Here is a 15,581-nt window from a genome sequence, read left to right as displayed (position 1 = left end):
CTCTGCCCAGCTAAGTTACTGTGCCGAGACGTATGAATGAGACCTTCCCCGTGTTGATCGTCAGCAAACTCCTGGATCAAGTCATCAAGGCACACGCCCGTTGGCGTTGGCGCGCCTGAATCTTTTCTGCCGGCCTGGCCGGACCTGTACCGCTTTGCCTTCTTTACCTGTATGAAATGCCGCTTTGCTGGCGCCACTCCAGCACCTGACAAAGCGCAGCGCACTGCGGGTAAATCATTCGAAGGCCGTCTTAAAAGTCAGTGAATTCAAGAGGTTCTTAACGCCATGTTGCTGATGATCGATAACTACGACTCTTTTACTTACAACGTTGTGCAATACCTTGGCGAGCTGGGCTCCGAGGTCAAAGTCGTGCGCAACGATGAACTCACCATTGCCGAAATCGAAGCGCTCAACCCTGAGCGTATCGTCGTGTCGCCCGGTCCTTGCACCCCGACCGAAGCCGGTATTTCCATCGAAGCGATCAAGCACTTCGCCGGCAAGTTACCGATTCTCGGTGTTTGCCTGGGTCACCAGTCCATCGGCCAGGCCTTTGGTGGCGATGTGGTCCGTGCCCGTCAAGTCATGCATGGTAAGACTAGCCCGGTATTCCACGAGGACAAGGGCGTGTTCGAAGGTCTGAATCGTCCGCTGACGGTCACCCGTTATCACTCGCTGATCGTCAAGCGTGAAACCCTGCCCGATTGCCTGGAACTGACCGCCTGGACCCAGCTCGAAGATGGCTCGGTCGACGAGATCATGGGCCTGCGCCACAAAACGCTGAACATCGAGGGTGTGCAATTCCACCCTGAGTCTATCCTCACCGAACAGGGCCACGAGCTGTTCGCCAACTTCCTCAAACAAACCGGCGGCACGCGCTAAGGACTTTCCATGGATATCAAGACAGCCCTGAGCCGTATCGTCGGCCACCTCGACCTCAGTACCGATGAGATGCGCGATGTCATGCGCGAAATCATGACCGGGCAATGCACGGATGCGCAGATCGGTGCGTTCATGATGGCCATGCGCATGAAGAGCGAAAGCATCGATGAGATCGTCGGCGCCGTGACGGCCATGCGCGAGTTGGCGGACAAGGTTGAACTCAACACCCTCGACGGCGTGGTCGATGTGGTCGGCACCGGCGGCGACGGTGCGAACATTTTCAACGTTTCCACCGCTTCTTCGTTTGTCGTTGCCGCGGCCGGTTGCACCGTGGCCAAGCACGGTAACCGTGCGGTGTCGGGCAAAAGCGGCAGCGCCGACCTGCTGGAAGCCGCAGGTATTTACCTGAACCTGACCCCGGTACAGGTGGCGCGTTGCATCGATAACGTGGGCATCGGTTTCATGTTTGCCCAGACTCACCATAGCGCCATGAAGCACGCCGCCGGCCCGCGCCGCGAGCTGGGCTTGCGCACCTTGTTCAACATGCTCGGCCCGCTTACGAATCCGGCCGGTGTGAAACATCAGGTGGTGGGTGTGTTCAGTCAGGCGTTGTGCCGGCCATTGGCCGAAGTTTTGCAGCGTCTGGGTAGCAAGCACGTACTGGTGGTGCATTCGAAGGATGGCCTGGACGAGTTCAGTCTGGCGGCTCCGACCTTTGTGGCTGAATTGAAGAATGACCAGATCACCGAGTATTGGGTTGAGCCCGAAGACCTGGGGATGAAGAGCCAGAGCCTGCACGGTCTGGCGGTGGAAAGCCCGGCGGCCTCCCTTGAGCTGATTCGCGATGCCTTGGGCAAGCGCAAGACCGAGAACGGTCAGAAAGCCGCCGAGATGATCGTACTCAACGCCGGTGCCGCGCTGTACGCCGCTGATGTTGCCAGCAGTTTGAAAGAAGGCGTTGCCCTGGCGCACGATGCGCTGCACACAGGCCTCGCTCGGGAAAAACTTGAGGAATTGGGTGCATTTACCGCGGTATTCAAAGTGGAGAATGAGGGATGAGTGTGCCGACGGTTCTGGAAAATATTCTGGCCCGCAAAGTTCAGGAAGTCGCCGAGCGTAGCGCCCGTGTGAGCCTGGCGGAGCTGGAAAATCTGGCCAAGGCGGCCGATGCACCACGTGGTTTCGCCAAGGCATTGATCGATCAGGCCAAGACGAAACAGCCGGCGGTCATTGCTGAAATCAAGAAGGCTTCGCCAAGCAAAGGCGTGATTCGCGAGAACTTCGTTCCCGCCGACATCGCCAAAAGTTACGAAAAGGGCGGGGCGACTTGCCTGTCGGTGCTCACCGACATCGATTACTTCCAGGGCGCCGATGCGTATCTGCAACAGGCTCGGGCGGCATGCAAGCTGCCGGTGATCCGCAAGGATTTCATGATCGATCCGTATCAGATCGTCGAGTCCCGTGCTCTGGGTGCTGACTGCGTGCTGTTGATCGTTTCCGCACTGGATGACGTGAAAATGGCCGAGCTGGCGGCCGTAGCCAAAAGCGTCGGTCTCGATGTGCTGGTGGAAGTCCACGACGGTGATGAGCTGGAGCGGGCCTTGAGGACACTCGACACGCCACTGGTGGGCGTGAACAACCGCAACCTGCACACTTTCGAAGTCAATCTGGAAACCACCCTCGACCTGTTGCCGCGTATTCCGCGCGATCGTCTGGTAATTACCGAGAGTGGCATTCTTAACCGGGCCGATGTCGAGCTGATGGAAATCAGCGACGTGTATGCGTTCCTGGTCGGCGAAGCGTTCATGCGCGCCGAAAACCCGGGTACCGAATTGCAGCGCCTATTCTTTCCCGAGCGTGGCATTCCAGTGAGCGGTTCTACGCTCGACTGACTGAAAATCGGGGCGCTCCCTTCGCGAGCAAGCCCGCTCCCACATCAGCCCGCGTTCATCCAGACAACGCGAATTCACTGTGGGAGCGGGCTTGCTCGCGAAGGCGGCATAAGATGCACCACAGACTGACCGTCCTATGGAAGACCTTATGACCTCACCAACCCCCCTGACCATCGAAGCCGGCCTGCTCGCCGAGCAGGATCTGCTGGCGCATGTGTGCACCGGTGAGTCGGAATTCGGTCTGCTGTTCTGGCAACCCACTGACCGCGCATTGGTCATGCCTCGTCGCTTGAATCGTCTGCCACAGTTCGAGGCCGCCTGCGAAGTCTGCGCTGCCGCCGGCTGGCCGGTATTGCTGCGCGAAACCGGCGGTGAGCCAGTGCCGCAATCGGCCTCGACGATCAACATCGCACTGGTTTATGCCCCGCCGCGCAGCGAAGGCGATTTGAACCGCATCGAAACCGGCTACCGGCGTCTGTGTGATCCGATCTGTCAGTTACTCGATGAGCTGGGCGGCGCTTCGTCGTTGGGCGAAATTGAGGGCGCGTTCTGCGACGGCCGTTTCAACGTCAACCTCGATGGTCGAAAGATGGTCGGCACCGCCCAGCGGTGGCGCCAGAGCAAGGGCGGTCAGCGTCCGGTCGGCCTGGTGCACGGGGCGATGTTGATCGATGACGAGCGAGAGTCGATGGTCGCGGCGGTCAATCGCTTCAATGAAGCCTGTGGCCTGGAGCAGCGGGTTCGCGCTGAAAGCCACATCGCCCTGCATGAGAAGTTTGCCGCTCCTGATGCGCTGGAACGGCTCGATACGCTATACCGACAGTTGCTGGCGGAAATGCTCGAAGCTTAAGTTCTCGGAGCTTGGGTTTTCGGGCTTGGGTTTTCTGAGCCTGGTTTTCGAGCTTAGCGCGTACCGAAGACCACCATGGTCTTGCCTTTGACGTCGACCAGGTTGCGCTCCTCCAGATCCTTGAGCACGCGGCCGACCATCTCACGGGAACAACCGACAATCCTGCCGATTTCCTGACGGGTCACTTTGATCTGCATGCCATCCGGGTGAGTCATGGCGTCAGGCTGCTTGCACAGTTCCAGCAGACAGCGTGCAACGCGACCGGTCACGTCGAAGAACGCCAAGTCACCGACCTTGCGCGTGGTATTGCGCAGGCGCTGTGCGATTTGTCCGCTGAGCACGTAAAGAATGTCTGGATCTTGTTGGGACAGCTCGCGGAATTTCGCGTAGCTGATTTCCGCGACGTCGCATTCGACCTTGGCTCGCACCCAAGCGCTGCGTTCCTGTTCCAGGCCCGCTTGCTCAAACAGACCCAGCTCGCCGAAAAAGTCTCCGGAGTTGAGGTAGGCAATGATCATTTCACGGCCGTCGTCATCCTCAATCAGAATGGTGACCGAACCTTTGATGATGAAAAACAGCGTGTCCGAGCGGTCACCGGCACAAATGATGTTGCTCTTGGCGGCATAGCGACGGCGCTGGCAGTGCATCAACAGTTTGTCGAGGTTCTTGATTTTGGGTGTGGGGGTAATAGCAACCATGGTTGTATCCCGAAAAGACTGCACGGTATGTTTGTTTTTTTGTAGGCGCTGGCGGAGCCTGCGATCCTTTTTATTCGCTGCGAAGCTGGCTATACGCCACTGATTTGGCGCCAGCTTAACAGACACATTCCTTCAAGATTCGAGAATTTGCCTACGACGCAGATGGTTATGTCCTAGGAAGGCGAAGCGCTGCCAATCAGGGGCCCTGTGCTAAGCTGGCGACCCTTTTTTAGACAGTGGAGTCTTGGCGATGAAGGCACGCATCCAATGGGCTGGCGAAGCCATGTTCCTCGGCGAATCCGGCAGTGGTCATGTCGTGGTCATGGACGGACCGCCCGAAGCCGGCGGTCGTAACCTGGGTGTCCGGCCGATGGAAATGCTCCTGCTGGGTGTTGGCGGCTGCAGCAATTTTGATGTGGTCAGCATCCTCAAGAAGTCCCGTCAGGCCGTCGAAAGCTGCGAAGCGTTCCTCGAAGCCGAGCGTGCGACCGAAGATCCGAAGGTTTTCACCAAAATCCACATGCACTTCGTGGTCAAGGGCCGCGGGCTGAAAGAAGCCCAGGTCAAGCGCGCCATCGAGCTGTCGGCCGAGAAGTATTGCTCGGCCTCTATCATGCTCGGCGCGGCTGGCGTGGCGATTACCCACGACTACGAAATCATCGAGCTTGGTTGAATCGACGTGCAGACTCAGGTGATGCAAATTTTCTACGCGCGCAGCATGCAGAACTAAGAGTTCCGAGTACAAAAAAAGGCGACTACCTCGAGGTAGTCGCCTTTTTTATTGCGAAACGCGGTTCCTGTGGGAGCGGGCTTGCCCGCGATGGGGACGTCGCGGGTGCTGCAATACTTAGATCCGATACGTACTCTTGGTCATTACCTTGGCCAACAGACTCATGCCGAACTTCACCGGTGCAGGAAAACGGAAACCCCCGGCATCCAGCGCACTTTCGGCGTGGTGTTCCTCGTCAATGCGCATCTGCTCGAGGATCGCCCGGGATTTTTCATCCTCGGCCGGCAGTTGCTCAAGGTGTTCATTCAGGTGTTTGCAGACCTGATGCTCGGTGGCAGCAACGAAACCCAGGCTGACTTTGTCGCTGATCAACCCGGCGACCGCGCCAATCCCGAACGACATGCCGTAGAACAGCGGATTGAGGATGCTGGTATGGCTGCCCAACTGATGAATGCGTTGTTCGCACCACACCAGATGGTCGATTTCTTCTTCGGCGGCGTGCTCCATGGCGGCGCGCACTTTCGGCAGCTTGGCGGTCAAGGCCTGACCTTGATACAGCGCCTGGGCGCAGACTTCGCCGGTATGGTTGATGCGCATCAAACCGGCGACGTGTCGGGTGTCCTCGTCGCTCATTTGCGCATCCGGCTGCACGATGGCAGGCGACGGACGGTAGGGCTGACCACTGAAGGGCAGCAAAGTACGCATCGCGGCGTCGGCTTGCAGCAGAAGACGGTCAATTGGCGAGTAGTGACGTTGGGTAGTCATGCTGACCTCCGGGAAGAATCTCGGCGGCCAGTTTAACTCAATCGGCCGGGGGAGGGTTTGCGCTGGGTCATTTCCGGTGGGAGCGACACCAATCCTGTAGGAGCGAGGCTTGCCCGCGAAGCTTTTGGCGCACTTGAGGACGCCTTCGCGGGCAAGCCTCGCTCCTGCAGGGGAAGATTGATGAATCAGCCCGGCGGCCAGTGCATCTGGCGCTGACCCAGCACGTGCATATGAATGTGATAGACGGTCTGCCCGCCCAATTCATTGCAGTTCATGACTACCCGGAAACCTTCCTCACAGCCCAATTCCAGAGCCAGGCGCTGGGCCGTGAACAGAATATGCCCGGCCAAAGCCTTATCGTCCTCGGTGAGGTCGTTAAGGGTACGCACCGGTTTCTTCGGGACTACCAGGAAATGCACGGGGGCCTGTGGCGCGATGTCGTGGAAGGCCAGTACCTGGTCGTCCTCGTAAATGATCTTCGCCGGGATTTCCCGGTTGATGATCTTGGTGAACAGAGTATCCACAGCTGTTTTCTCCGTTGTTTGGGCTGGCCTGAGTGTAACCATGGGTCAGGTCAGAGCCCAGTCTTTTGCCTTGAGGATTGATCAGCGCGGGCAATAGGCTTTGTTGACCATGCCCGCGATTGTCCGGGTCAGCCAGCGTGAGCCGAGCCGCGGCAGGAACGCGAACCAGCGATTCAGGCGACCGGGAATAATAATGGCGCGATTTTTCGCCAGCGCGCGCACGGTATAGAGCGCGACTTCTTCTGGACTCATCAGCAGTTTGCTCTCGACCAGTTTGTCGGTGTCCAGTTGCGCGGTGCGGAAAAACGCCGTGCGGGTCGGGCCGGGGCAGAGTACCGACACCTTGACCGCGCATTTCTTCAGTTCGACGCGTAAACCTTCGGAAAAATGCAGCACGTAAGCCTTGCTGGCGTAGTAAGTGCTCATCCACGGGCCGGGATGGAACGCCGCGACCGAGGCGACGTTCAGAATCTGCCCGCCGCCCTGCAAGGCCATGCTGTTGCCAATGGCATGGCACAAGCGAGTGAGGGCCAGGATATTCACTTCGATCAAGTCTTGTTCGGTCATCCAGTCCTGGGCCAGGAATGGGCCGCAGGTACCGATGCCGGCACAGTTGATCAGTAAATCGATTTGCCGGTCGCCTTCCTCCAGCTCCAGCAAAAAACCGGACAGCCTCAGCGGCTCGCCCAGGTCACAGGCACGAAACAGCACCTCCACACCAAAACGTTGAGTCAGTTCAATCGCAATGCTTTCCAGCTGATCACGCTGTCGGGCCACCAGAATCAGGTTGCGGCCGCGCCGGGCCAGCGCTTCGGCCATCGCCAGGCCGATGCCGCTGGAAGCGCCAGTGATCAGAGCGTAACGGGTCATGCAGTTCTCCATCGCAACAGCTCCGCGCCGGCGACGCAGGTGTCACGGGCGGGGAGCGCTGTTCATTCTTTCGCAGAGTCTACAGTGGGCTCGGCTGCTTCGGCTGCATCATCGGATGAATTTGGCGCTTGTTCGGCCTCATAGGCCGGCTCGACTTCAACTTCGTCGGGGATCACCGCGCTGCTTTGATAGGTGCTGTCGGTGGCGCTTTCGTACTCATCCTGGATCGCGGTGAGGCCTCCAGTCAGCCCGGCCACAAACATGATTGCGATAAACACCAGCCACAGCGAAGCCAGCACCCTGACCGCGTTGCTGTTGGGCGGTGGTGGTGCGCCATATCGGTTGGCCGTGTTGTTACCTGGCACGATCATTATGACAAACGGAAAAACGCTGCCCACGACCGGTACAAGGTTCAGCAGCCAAAGCCAGCCGGACCAGCCGATATCGTGCAGGCGCTGCACGCTGAACTGGATGCTGATGAAGGCGAGCACCACGACCAGGATAACGGCCAACAGACCCGCGAGGATCAAGCCAGCAGTCGAGTCTGTGCTAATGAGTGCAAAGCCGAACACCGCCAATACGGCGCCAACGCCAAGCGTCACCAGCGTAAGAGCCATCGTCCAGGCCAGAAAGCGCAAGCGACCGATGCGGCCAACGAAACTGAAGGCCTTGAGCGTAGAAAACTCCGGCAGTGCTTCGCCGACAGAGGCGCGGGGCGGTGCATAGGGAGAATCGGGATCTGCCGTGACAGGTTGGCTGTTGGCAGGAGCGTGTTCGTGAACGTCGGACAGGTTCAACTCGATCGAGGGTTCTGTCTCGATTCGGGCATCGATCCCGGTTTTCGTCAGCGCCTGAAGGTAAGTCTGCGCATCGGCGTGGGACAGGTCGCGTTTGAGCGCAACCTGCCGGCCACTGAACAGGCGTTCAATGGCCGCGACGTCGCTTTTGAACAGCTCGGCGAGGTTGAGCTTCGCGGTGGTGACGTCCACACCTGGCAGCAGAGCGCCATCGAAGACGATCTTGAAACGGTTTTCGCTCATGGCCGGGCATCCTTGTCGCAAGAGTTTGTAATAGACGGTGTTGCAGCTATGAAGTGTAAGGCCCGCCTGTCAGCGCGGCCAGCGCTTGGGCAACGCCGCCGCCAGTTCCAGCGCCTTGCGGTATTCGGTGTCGAGACGTGCGATCAGTTGATCGACACTCGGCAGGTCCTCGATTTCTCCGACGCCCTGGCCTGCGGACCACACGGTTTTCCAGGCTTTGGCTTCATCGTTCAATGGCTTGAGCTTGGAGCCGAAGTCCACCTCGCCCTTGCCTTGCAGGGCAGCCATGTCGAAACCGGCGGCCTCAAGGCTCCGGCGCATGAAACTTGCGGGTACTCCCGACACTGCTGGAGTATGGATGATGTCTGCGGCTCTGGATGTCAGGAGCATCTCCTTATACGCGTCAGGCGCATGACTTTCCGTGGTGCCGATAAATCGCGTACCGAAGTAGGCCAAATCCGCGCCGAGCAATTGCGCGGCAAGAATTTCATGGCCATGGTTCAGGCAGCCGGCCAGCAACAGGGTCTTGTCGAAAAACTGTCGAATCTCGGCGATCAGCGAAAACGGGCTCCAGGTTCCGGCGTGACCACCGGCGCCCGCAGCCACGGCGATCAAGCCGTCCACACCGGCTTCGGCAGCTTTTTCCGCGTGGCGCCGGGTCGTCACGTCGTGAAACACCAGGCCGCCATAGCTGTGCACGGCGTCGACCAATTCCTTCACGGCGCCGAGGCTGGTGATCACGATCGGTACTTTGTGCTCGATGCAGATCGCCAGATCCGCCTGCAATCGCGGATTGCTGTTGTGGACGATCAGATTCACTGCATAAGGCGCGGGGTTTTCCAGTATCGCCAGTCCTGCTTCGATTTCTTCCAGCCAGGCCTTGAAACCGCTGCTCTCACGTTGGTTCAGCGCAGGAAAGCTGCCCACCACGCCATTGCGGCAGCAGGCGAGCACCAGCTCAGGATTTGAAATCAGAAACATCGGCGCTGCTACAACGGGCAGACGCAAACGTTGTTCGAGCAAAGCGGGCAGCGACATTGGAAGTACCCCGGGTGAATGATGCTTGTTGGATTAAAACGGCCGAACGACGACCAGAATTACGATAGCCAGCAATATCAGAACCGGCACTTCATTGAACCAGCGATAAAAGACATGGCTGCGGGTGTTTTCGCCACGGGCAAAACGTTTTACCTGTGCGCCGCACATGTGGTGGTAGCCGATCAGAATCACCACCAGGGTCAATTTGGCATGCATCCATGCACCTTGGGTGAAGTAGGCGCTTGGGTTGAGACTGATCAGCCAGATGCCGAACACCAGGGTGGCGATCATCGCCGGGCCCATGATGCCCCGGTACAGCTTGCGCTCCATGATACTGAAGCGTTCCTTGCTGACGGTGTCTTCGCTTTGGGCGTGATAGACGAACAGGCGCGGCAGGTAAAACAGGCCGGCAAACCAGCAGACCATGCTGACGATATGAAGCGCTTTGAGCCACAGATAAAGCATTTTTAGTTGTTCCCAGGTTCACGGTAACGAAGATAGTAGGGGGTAGAGCGTCCGCACGTCACCTTGACGGTTGTCGCAGGGCCGCGCGGCCCCTATTATCGACGGCTTTCCAGTGGGTTCGTTGAGGGCAGGTTTATGGTCAAGGTCGGTATCGTCGGCGGCACGGGTTACACCGGTGTCGAACTGCTGCGTCTGTTGGCACAGCATCCGCAAGCTGAAGTGGTAGTGATCACTTCCCGATCCGAGGCCGGCCTGGCCGTGGCCGACATGTACCCGAACCTGCGAGGCCATTACGACGGCCTGGCTTTCAGCGTTCCGGACATCAAGACCCTCGGGGCCTGCGACGTGGTGTTCTTCGCCACGCCGCACGGTGTCGCCCATGCCTTGGCGGGTGAGTTGCTGGCTGCCGGGACCAAGGTCATCGACCTGTCGGCAGACTTCCGTCTGCAAGACGCCGATGAGTGGGCCAAATGGTACGGTCAGCCGCACGGCGCGCCAGAACTGTTGGAGGAGGCGGTTTACGGCTTGCCGGAAGTCAATCGTGAACAAATCAAGCAAGCGCGCCTGATCGCTGTGCCGGGTTGCTACCCGACTGCCACGCAATTGGGTTTCCTGCCTTTGCTCGAAGCGGGTCTGGCGGATACTTCGCGGTTGATCGCAGACTGCAAATCCGGCGTCAGCGGTGCCGGTCGTGGCGCTTCTGTAGGTTCGCTGTACTCCGAGACGTCGGAAAGCATGAAGGCTTACGCCGTCAAAGGGCACCGTCACTTGCCGGAAATCCGCCAGGGCCTGCGTCGTGCAGCGGGCAAGGACGTGGGGCTGACCTTCGTTCCGCACCTGACGCCGATGATTCGCGGTATTCACTCGACGCTCTACGCGACGGTTGTGGATCGCTCGGTGGATCTGCAAGCGTTGTTCGAAAATCGCTATGCCAACGAACCGTTCGTCGACGTGATGCCTGCCGGCAGCCATCCGGAAACCCGCAGCGTGCGCGGTGCCAACGTTTGCCGTATTGCCGTGCACCGTCCGCAGGATGGTGATCTGGTGGTGGTGTTGTCGGTGATCGACAACCTGGTCAAAGGCGCGTCGGGTCAGGCGGTGCAGAACCTGAATATCCTGTTCGGTCTGGATGAGCGTTTGGGTCTGTCCCATGCGGGCATGCTGCCGTAAGACTCTATCCCGCTCAGCAAAAAGGCCCGTCGAACGGGCCTTTTTGCATTTTGGTCTGACAATTGGATTGATTGATATACCGTAACAATAGTTGACCGATTTTCTGGGAGAAGCGGATAATGCGCGTCATCACGCATTATGGCGGCGTAGCGCCGGGAGATAGTCAGCATGAGCGTCGAATCCTTCACCCCCACGGCTTTGCAATTCACCCACGGTGCCGCGCACAAGGTGAAGAGCCTGGTCGATGAAGAGGGGAATGATCGCTTGAAGCTGCGCGTATTCGTTACGGGCGGCGGTTGTTCAGGGTTTCAATACGGCTTCACCTTCGATGAAGAAGTGGCCGATGACGACACCATCGTCGAGCGCGAAGGCGTCAGTCTGGTAGTCGATCCGATGAGCTTCCAGTACCTGGCTGGTGCCGAAGTGGATTACCAGGAAGGTCTGGAAGGTTCGCGTTTCGTGATCAAGAATCCGAACGCTACCACCACCTGTGGCTGTGGCTCTTCGTTCTCGATCTGATCGCACCCCACCGCATTACCAGGCGCCGCAGAGTCTCAGGACTTTGCGGCGTTTTGCTGTCTGGGGTTCAGGTTCAGGCGGGGTAGATGGCGCCGAGTACACGCAGGCCGCGGGCACCGGTGACGCTCGGGCGGTTGGCCGCGATACCTTCCAGGCAGCAATGAGCCAACCAGGCGAAGGCCATGGCTTCGACCCAGTCCGGATCTACACCATACGCAGCAGTGCTGCTGACTTTCGCATTCGGCAACAGGCTGGCCAAGCGGCGCATCAATGTGCCGTTGTGCGCGCCGCCACCACAGACAAGCAGCTCATCAGTATCCGATTGGGCGCTTTGCAATGACTCGATAATGGTCAGCGCAGTCAGCTCAAGCAGCGTAGCCTGTACGTCTTCGGCAGCGAAGGTCGGAAGCTGCGACAGATGTTGCATCAGCCATGGGAGATTGAATACTTCGCGGCCGGTGCTCTTCGGGCCCCGGGTCACAAAGAATGGATCACTGAGCAGCTCGTTCAACAGGACAGGTTCAACCTTGCCGCTGGCGGCCCATTGACCGTCACGATCAAAATTGTCGCCGCGTTGCTGGTGAATCCAGGCATCCAGCAGGACGTTCCCGGGGCCGCAGTCAAACCCGGCGACAGGCTTGCCGGGTTCGATCAGGCTGAGGTTGCTGAACCCGCCGACGTTCAATACCGCGCGGTTGCCAGGCCGTTCTTCAAACAGGGCTTCGTGAAAGGCTGGAACCAGTGGCGCGCCTTGTCCGCCAGCGGCTACATCGCGGCTGCGGAAATCGCTGACGACGGTGATGCCGGTCAGCTCGGTGAGTAAGGCGGGGTTACCGATTTGCACCGTAAACCCGCGCGCCGGCTCGTGGCGAATGGTCTGGCCGTGGCTGCCAATCGCGCGAATGTCGTCGGGTTTCAGATTTTGTTGGTCGAGGAGGGTGTGAATGCCCTGTGCGGCCAGTTTCACCCAGTTCTGCTGGGCAATGGCGGAGCGGGCAATCTCGTCCGGGCCGCTGGCGCACAAGCCAAGTAGCTCGGCGCGCAGGGAATCAGGCATAGGGATGTAATGGGTGGCGATCAGCTTGATCGTCGGGTTTCGCTCGATCAACGCAATGTCCAGGCCGTCAAGGCTGGTCCCGGACATCACACCTATATAGAGCGCCATGGCTTAGCGTTTACTCGAAGCCAGCTGGGTGGTTTTCTCTTGATCCATGCGCGCCATCAGCGGTTGGCTTTGCGCGAGGAAGCGTGAGCGTTCAGCTTTGGAGATCGGATCGGCCATCGCCACCTTCTGACCCAGCGGGTCGACGTGCACGCCATTGACCTGGAACTCGTAGTGCAAGTGCGGGCCGGTGGAGAGGCCGGTGGTGCCGATGTAACCGATCACCTGACCTTGCTTGACGCTGCCGCCAGTCTTGATGCCTTTGGCGAAGCCCTGCATATGACCGTACAGCGTGCGATAGGTATTACCGTGCTGGATGATCACGGTGTTGCCGTAACCGCCGCGACGACCCGCCAACAATACTTTGCCGTCACCAGCAGCCTTGATCGGCGTACCGCGTGGTGCCGCGTAATCGACACCCTTGTGGGCGCGGATCTTGTTCAGGATCGGGTGCTTGCGGCCCATGGAGAATTTCGAGCTGATGCGGGCGAAGTCTACCGGGGTACGGATAAACGCCTTGCGCATGCTGTTGCCGTCAGCCGTGTAGTAGCTGCTGTTGCCTTGTTTGTTGGTGTAGCGCACCGCGGTGTAAGTCTTGCCGCGGTTGGTGAAGCGTGCGGAGAGGATCGGGCCGTTGCCGACAGCTTTGCCGTTGACGACCTTCTGTTCATAGATCACATCAAACTCGTCACCTTGGCGAATATCCTGGGCAAAGTCGACGTCATAGCCAAACACGCTGGCCATATCCATGGTGAGGCTGTGGGACAAACCGGCTCGGGCGGCAGATTGCGACAGCGAACTGTTGATCACGCCATGAACGTAGGCGGAGCGAACGGTGGGCTTGGCGGTAATGCGATTGAACGTATAACCCTTGTCATTCTTGGTCAGGCTGATGCTTTCCGTGTCGCTGACTTTGCTGTGCAAATTGGTCAGCTGGCCATCAGGGCTCAGTTCGAACTCAAGCTTCTGGCCATGTTTGAGTTGGCTGAACTGCTTGGCCTGCTTGTCGCCGGCCAGTACTTCATGCACCGAAGTGGCCGGAAGGCCGACTTTCTCGAACAAAGTCGAGAGAGTGTCACCTTTACTGACAATCACTTCTTTATGGCCTGGTGCCTTCTTCTCTTCGACGACTGGCGCGGGAGCAGGGGCGGGGGCGGCCTGGGCGGTTTCCTGAGTCTCTTCGGCGCTGTTTTCGATCTGCGCGAAGGGGGAGGCTGCCGGCTCATTTGTGGCTTGGACGGTGTCGGCGGCGTCTTGATCTTGTGTCAGTTGTTCTGCAGGGCTTTCCAGTTCAAGACTCAGGGTCGTCTTTTTGGCTTCAACATCACTGGAAGGGAATACCAGAAGCGCCAGGCTGAGAAGGGCGGCGATGCCACTTGCTGCGAGCAGGTGGGTCTTCGGGTAAAGCGGCGGCGCTTTAGACGGTTCTGTGGTCATAGGTAATTTTGACTTTGAAAAGATGAATTGGAAAAGATGAATGACATGATGAAGACGAAATAACTGTATAAAATATAACCAAATCATCTCTGAAGCAAGTCTGCGAGCGCTCTGTCCGTGGATTGGCGTCCGCGCGCCGGGCAAAACTTGTATTTGGTGCGCGATCTTGTATGGTTGTTCCCCTTTGAATCTGAGCCTTGCGGGTCTGTTATGAAGTCGGTTGAAGAGCAGCTAGCGCTGATCAAACGTGGTGCAGAAGAACTGTTGGTCGAGTCCGAGCTGATCGAGAAACTCAAGCGTGGCCAGCCGCTGCGTATTAAGGCAGGCTTCGATCCGACCGCGCCGGATTTGCACCTGGGTCACACCGTGCTTATTAATAAGCTGCGCCAGTTCCAGGATCTGGGGCACCAGGTGATCTTCCTTATAGGTGATTTCACCGGGATGATCGGTGATCCAAGCGGCAAGAGCGCGACACGTCCTCCGCTCACTCGTGAGCAGGTTCTCGAGAATGCTGAGACCTACAAGACTCAGGTCTTCAAGATTCTTGATCCGGCCAAGACCGAAGTGGCGTTCAACTCCACCTGGATGGATCAGATGGGGCCGGCCGACTTCATTCGCCTGACTTCGCAATACACCGTGGCTCGCATGCTCGAGCGCGACGATTTCGACAAGCGCTACACGACCAATCAGCCAATCGCCATTCACGAGTTCCTCTATCCGCTGGTTCAGGGTTATGACTCGGTCGCTTTGCGTGCGGATGTCGAGCTGGGTGGTACCGATCAGAAGTTCAACCTGCTGATGGGGCGTGAGCTGCAACGTAGTTATGGTCAGGAGGCTCAGTGCATTCTGACGATGCCATTGCTCGAAGGTCTGGATGGTGTGAAGAAGATGTCCAAGTCGCTGGGCAACTACGTCGGTATCCAGGAGGCGCCAGGTGTCATGTACGGCAAGCTGGTCTCTATTCCGGATGTGCTGATGTGGCGTTACTTCGAGTTGCTCAGCTTTCGCTCCATGGAAGAGATCAATGCTTTTCGGGTTGACGTCGAAGCGGGCGCGAATCCGCGTGATATCAAGATCAAGCTGGCCGAAGAGATCGTTGCGCGTTTCCATGGTGAAGAGGCTGCGGCCAATGCTCACCGTGCGGCGGGGAACCGTATGAAAGACGGTGAGCTGCCGGATGATCTGCCAGAGATCGAGCTGACCGCTGCCGAGGATATGCCGATTGCTGCTGTTCTTAATAAAGCGGGCCTGGTGAAGAACTCCGCTGTGGCGCGCGACCTTCTCGGTTCTGGTGGTGTGCGTATAGATGGTGAGGTTGTTGATCGCACCTTTATATACGTACTGGGCGCGACCCATGTTTGCCAGGCCGGGAAGAAGGCATTTGCGCGTATTACGCTCAAATCCGAATAAAGCTGAAATCAGGGGTTGACGGCAGATTCTGGACGTCTATAATTCGCCCCACTTCCGGCGCAGTCGAAACGGAAAACTCCTTGATAAACAATGAGTTATGCAGTTTTCGGCAGCGGTTACGCTTCAGTTCAT

Annotated in this window: 17 protein-coding genes; 8 read left to right on the top strand and 9 right to left on the bottom strand. The window is 58.3% G+C overall.

Translation table 11 applies throughout. The features are described 5' to 3' along the window. Nucleotides 1–285 precede the first annotated feature (285 nt). The 4 genes from IB250_RS15585 to IB250_RS15570 all read left to right on the top strand — a co-directional run bounded on the left by IB250_RS15585 (nucleotide 286) and on the right by IB250_RS15570 (nucleotide 3,621). On the top strand, nucleotides 286–879 hold the full coding sequence (locus IB250_RS15585; protein ID WP_008067458.1) for an aminodeoxychorismate/anthranilate synthase component II: 594 nt from the start codon (nucleotides 286–288) through the stop codon (nucleotides 877–879). A 9-nt stretch (nucleotides 880–888) separates the two neighbouring features. After that, entirely contained in the window at nucleotides 889–1,938 is a 1,050-nt protein-coding gene (trpD, locus tag IB250_RS15580) for an anthranilate phosphoribosyltransferase (RefSeq protein WP_095630814.1), read from the top strand. After that, a complete protein-coding gene (gene trpC / locus IB250_RS15575; protein ID WP_192344774.1) occupies nucleotides 1,935–2,771 on the top strand; it encodes an indole-3-glycerol phosphate synthase TrpC in 837 nt (278 codons plus the stop codon). Before trpD ends, trpC begins: the two co-directional genes overlap by 4 nt. A 148-nt stretch (nucleotides 2,772–2,919) precedes the next feature. Then, on the top strand, nucleotides 2,920–3,621 hold the full coding sequence (locus IB250_RS15570) for a biotin/lipoate A/B protein ligase family protein (protein WP_192344773.1): 702 nt from the start codon (nucleotides 2,920–2,922) through the stop codon (nucleotides 3,619–3,621). Nucleotides 3,622–3,674: 53 nt separating this feature from the next. Here IB250_RS15570 and crp read toward each other — a convergent pair whose 3' ends face one another. Continuing rightward, entirely contained in the window at nucleotides 3,675–4,319 is a 645-nt protein-coding gene (gene crp, locus IB250_RS15565; protein ID WP_123497427.1) for a cAMP-activated global transcriptional regulator CRP, read from the bottom strand. Nucleotides 4,320–4,569: 250 nt separating this feature from the next. On the opposite strand from crp, the gene IB250_RS15560 reads away from it, so the two are divergent. Beyond that, nucleotides 4,570–4,992 (top strand): OsmC family protein, encoded by a 423-nt coding sequence (locus IB250_RS15560; RefSeq protein ID WP_003176451.1) that lies wholly within the window; start codon nucleotides 4,570–4,572, stop codon nucleotides 4,990–4,992. 174 nt (nucleotides 4,993–5,166) lie between these two features. Here the strand turns inward: IB250_RS15560 and coq7 are convergent, their stop codons facing one another. The 6 genes from coq7 to hemJ all read right to left on the bottom strand — a co-directional run bounded on the left by coq7 (nucleotide 5,167) and on the right by hemJ (nucleotide 9,751). Next, complete coding sequence (coq7, locus tag IB250_RS15555; RefSeq protein WP_008008345.1) at nucleotides 5,167–5,814, bottom strand: 2-polyprenyl-3-methyl-6-methoxy-1,4-benzoquinone monooxygenase; 648 nt, start codon at nucleotides 5,812–5,814, stop codon at nucleotides 5,167–5,169. Nucleotides 5,815–5,999: 185 nt separating this feature from the next. Continuing rightward, complete coding sequence (locus IB250_RS15550) at nucleotides 6,000–6,338, bottom strand: histidine triad nucleotide-binding protein (RefSeq protein ID WP_007906873.1); 339 nt, start codon at nucleotides 6,336–6,338, stop codon at nucleotides 6,000–6,002. A gap of 81 nt (nucleotides 6,339–6,419) precedes the next feature. Then, nucleotides 6,420–7,208 carry an SDR family NAD(P)-dependent oxidoreductase gene (locus IB250_RS15545; protein ID WP_192344772.1) on the bottom strand — a complete coding sequence of 263 codons (789 nt, stop codon included), beginning with the start codon at nucleotides 7,206–7,208 and terminating at the stop codon, nucleotides 6,420–6,422. A 62-nt stretch (nucleotides 7,209–7,270) separates the two neighbouring features. Further along, entirely contained in the window at nucleotides 7,271–8,248 is a 978-nt protein-coding gene (locus tag IB250_RS15540; RefSeq protein WP_192344771.1) for a DUF805 domain-containing protein, read from the bottom strand. A 69-nt stretch (nucleotides 8,249–8,317) separates the two neighbouring features. Beyond that, a complete protein-coding gene (locus IB250_RS15535; protein WP_192344770.1) occupies nucleotides 8,318–9,286 on the bottom strand; it encodes an NAD(P)H-dependent flavin oxidoreductase in 969 nt (322 codons plus the stop codon). Nucleotides 9,287–9,319: 33 nt separating this feature from the next. Beyond that, a complete protein-coding gene (gene hemJ / locus IB250_RS15530; protein ID WP_007906869.1) occupies nucleotides 9,320–9,751 on the bottom strand; it encodes a protoporphyrinogen oxidase HemJ in 432 nt (143 codons plus the stop codon). A gap of 135 nt (nucleotides 9,752–9,886) precedes the next feature. Between hemJ and argC the strand changes: the two genes are divergently transcribed. Continuing rightward, on the top strand, nucleotides 9,887–10,921 hold the full coding sequence (gene argC / locus IB250_RS15525) for an N-acetyl-gamma-glutamyl-phosphate reductase (RefSeq protein WP_192344769.1): 1,035 nt from the start codon (nucleotides 9,887–9,889) through the stop codon (nucleotides 10,919–10,921). Between the two features lie 168 nt (nucleotides 10,922–11,089). Beyond that, nucleotides 11,090–11,440 carry an iron-sulfur cluster insertion protein ErpA gene (gene erpA / locus IB250_RS15520; RefSeq protein WP_007906865.1) on the top strand — a complete coding sequence of 117 codons (351 nt, stop codon included), beginning with the start codon at nucleotides 11,090–11,092 and terminating at the stop codon, nucleotides 11,438–11,440. 73 nt (nucleotides 11,441–11,513) lie between these two features. On the opposite strand, the gene IB250_RS15515 is transcribed toward erpA, so the two are convergent. Further along, nucleotides 11,514–12,605: an anhydro-N-acetylmuramic acid kinase gene (locus IB250_RS15515; protein WP_192344768.1), complete on the bottom strand. Its 1,092-nt coding sequence runs from the start codon at nucleotides 12,603–12,605 to the stop codon at nucleotides 11,514–11,516. 3 nt (nucleotides 12,606–12,608) lie between these two features. Next, on the bottom strand, nucleotides 12,609–14,039 hold the full coding sequence (locus IB250_RS15510; RefSeq protein ID WP_192344767.1) for a peptidoglycan DD-metalloendopeptidase family protein: 1,431 nt from the start codon (nucleotides 14,037–14,039) through the stop codon (nucleotides 12,609–12,611). A 210-nt stretch (nucleotides 14,040–14,249) separates the two neighbouring features. Here IB250_RS15510 and tyrS point away from each other — a divergent pair, with 210 nt between their 5' ends. Next, on the top strand, nucleotides 14,250–15,449 hold the full coding sequence (gene tyrS / locus IB250_RS15505) for a tyrosine--tRNA ligase (protein WP_192345007.1): 1,200 nt from the start codon (nucleotides 14,250–14,252) through the stop codon (nucleotides 15,447–15,449). The last annotated feature ends 132 nt before the right edge of the window (nucleotides 15,450–15,581 follow it).

Origin of the sequence: Pseudomonas sp. PDM09 (assembly GCF_014852305.1) — a bacterium.
Classification (GTDB): Bacteria; Pseudomonadota; Gammaproteobacteria; order Pseudomonadales; family Pseudomonadaceae; genus Aquipseudomonas.
Note: the sequence above shows the minus strand (reverse complement) of the source record. Positions and strands in the feature narration are given on the sequence as shown.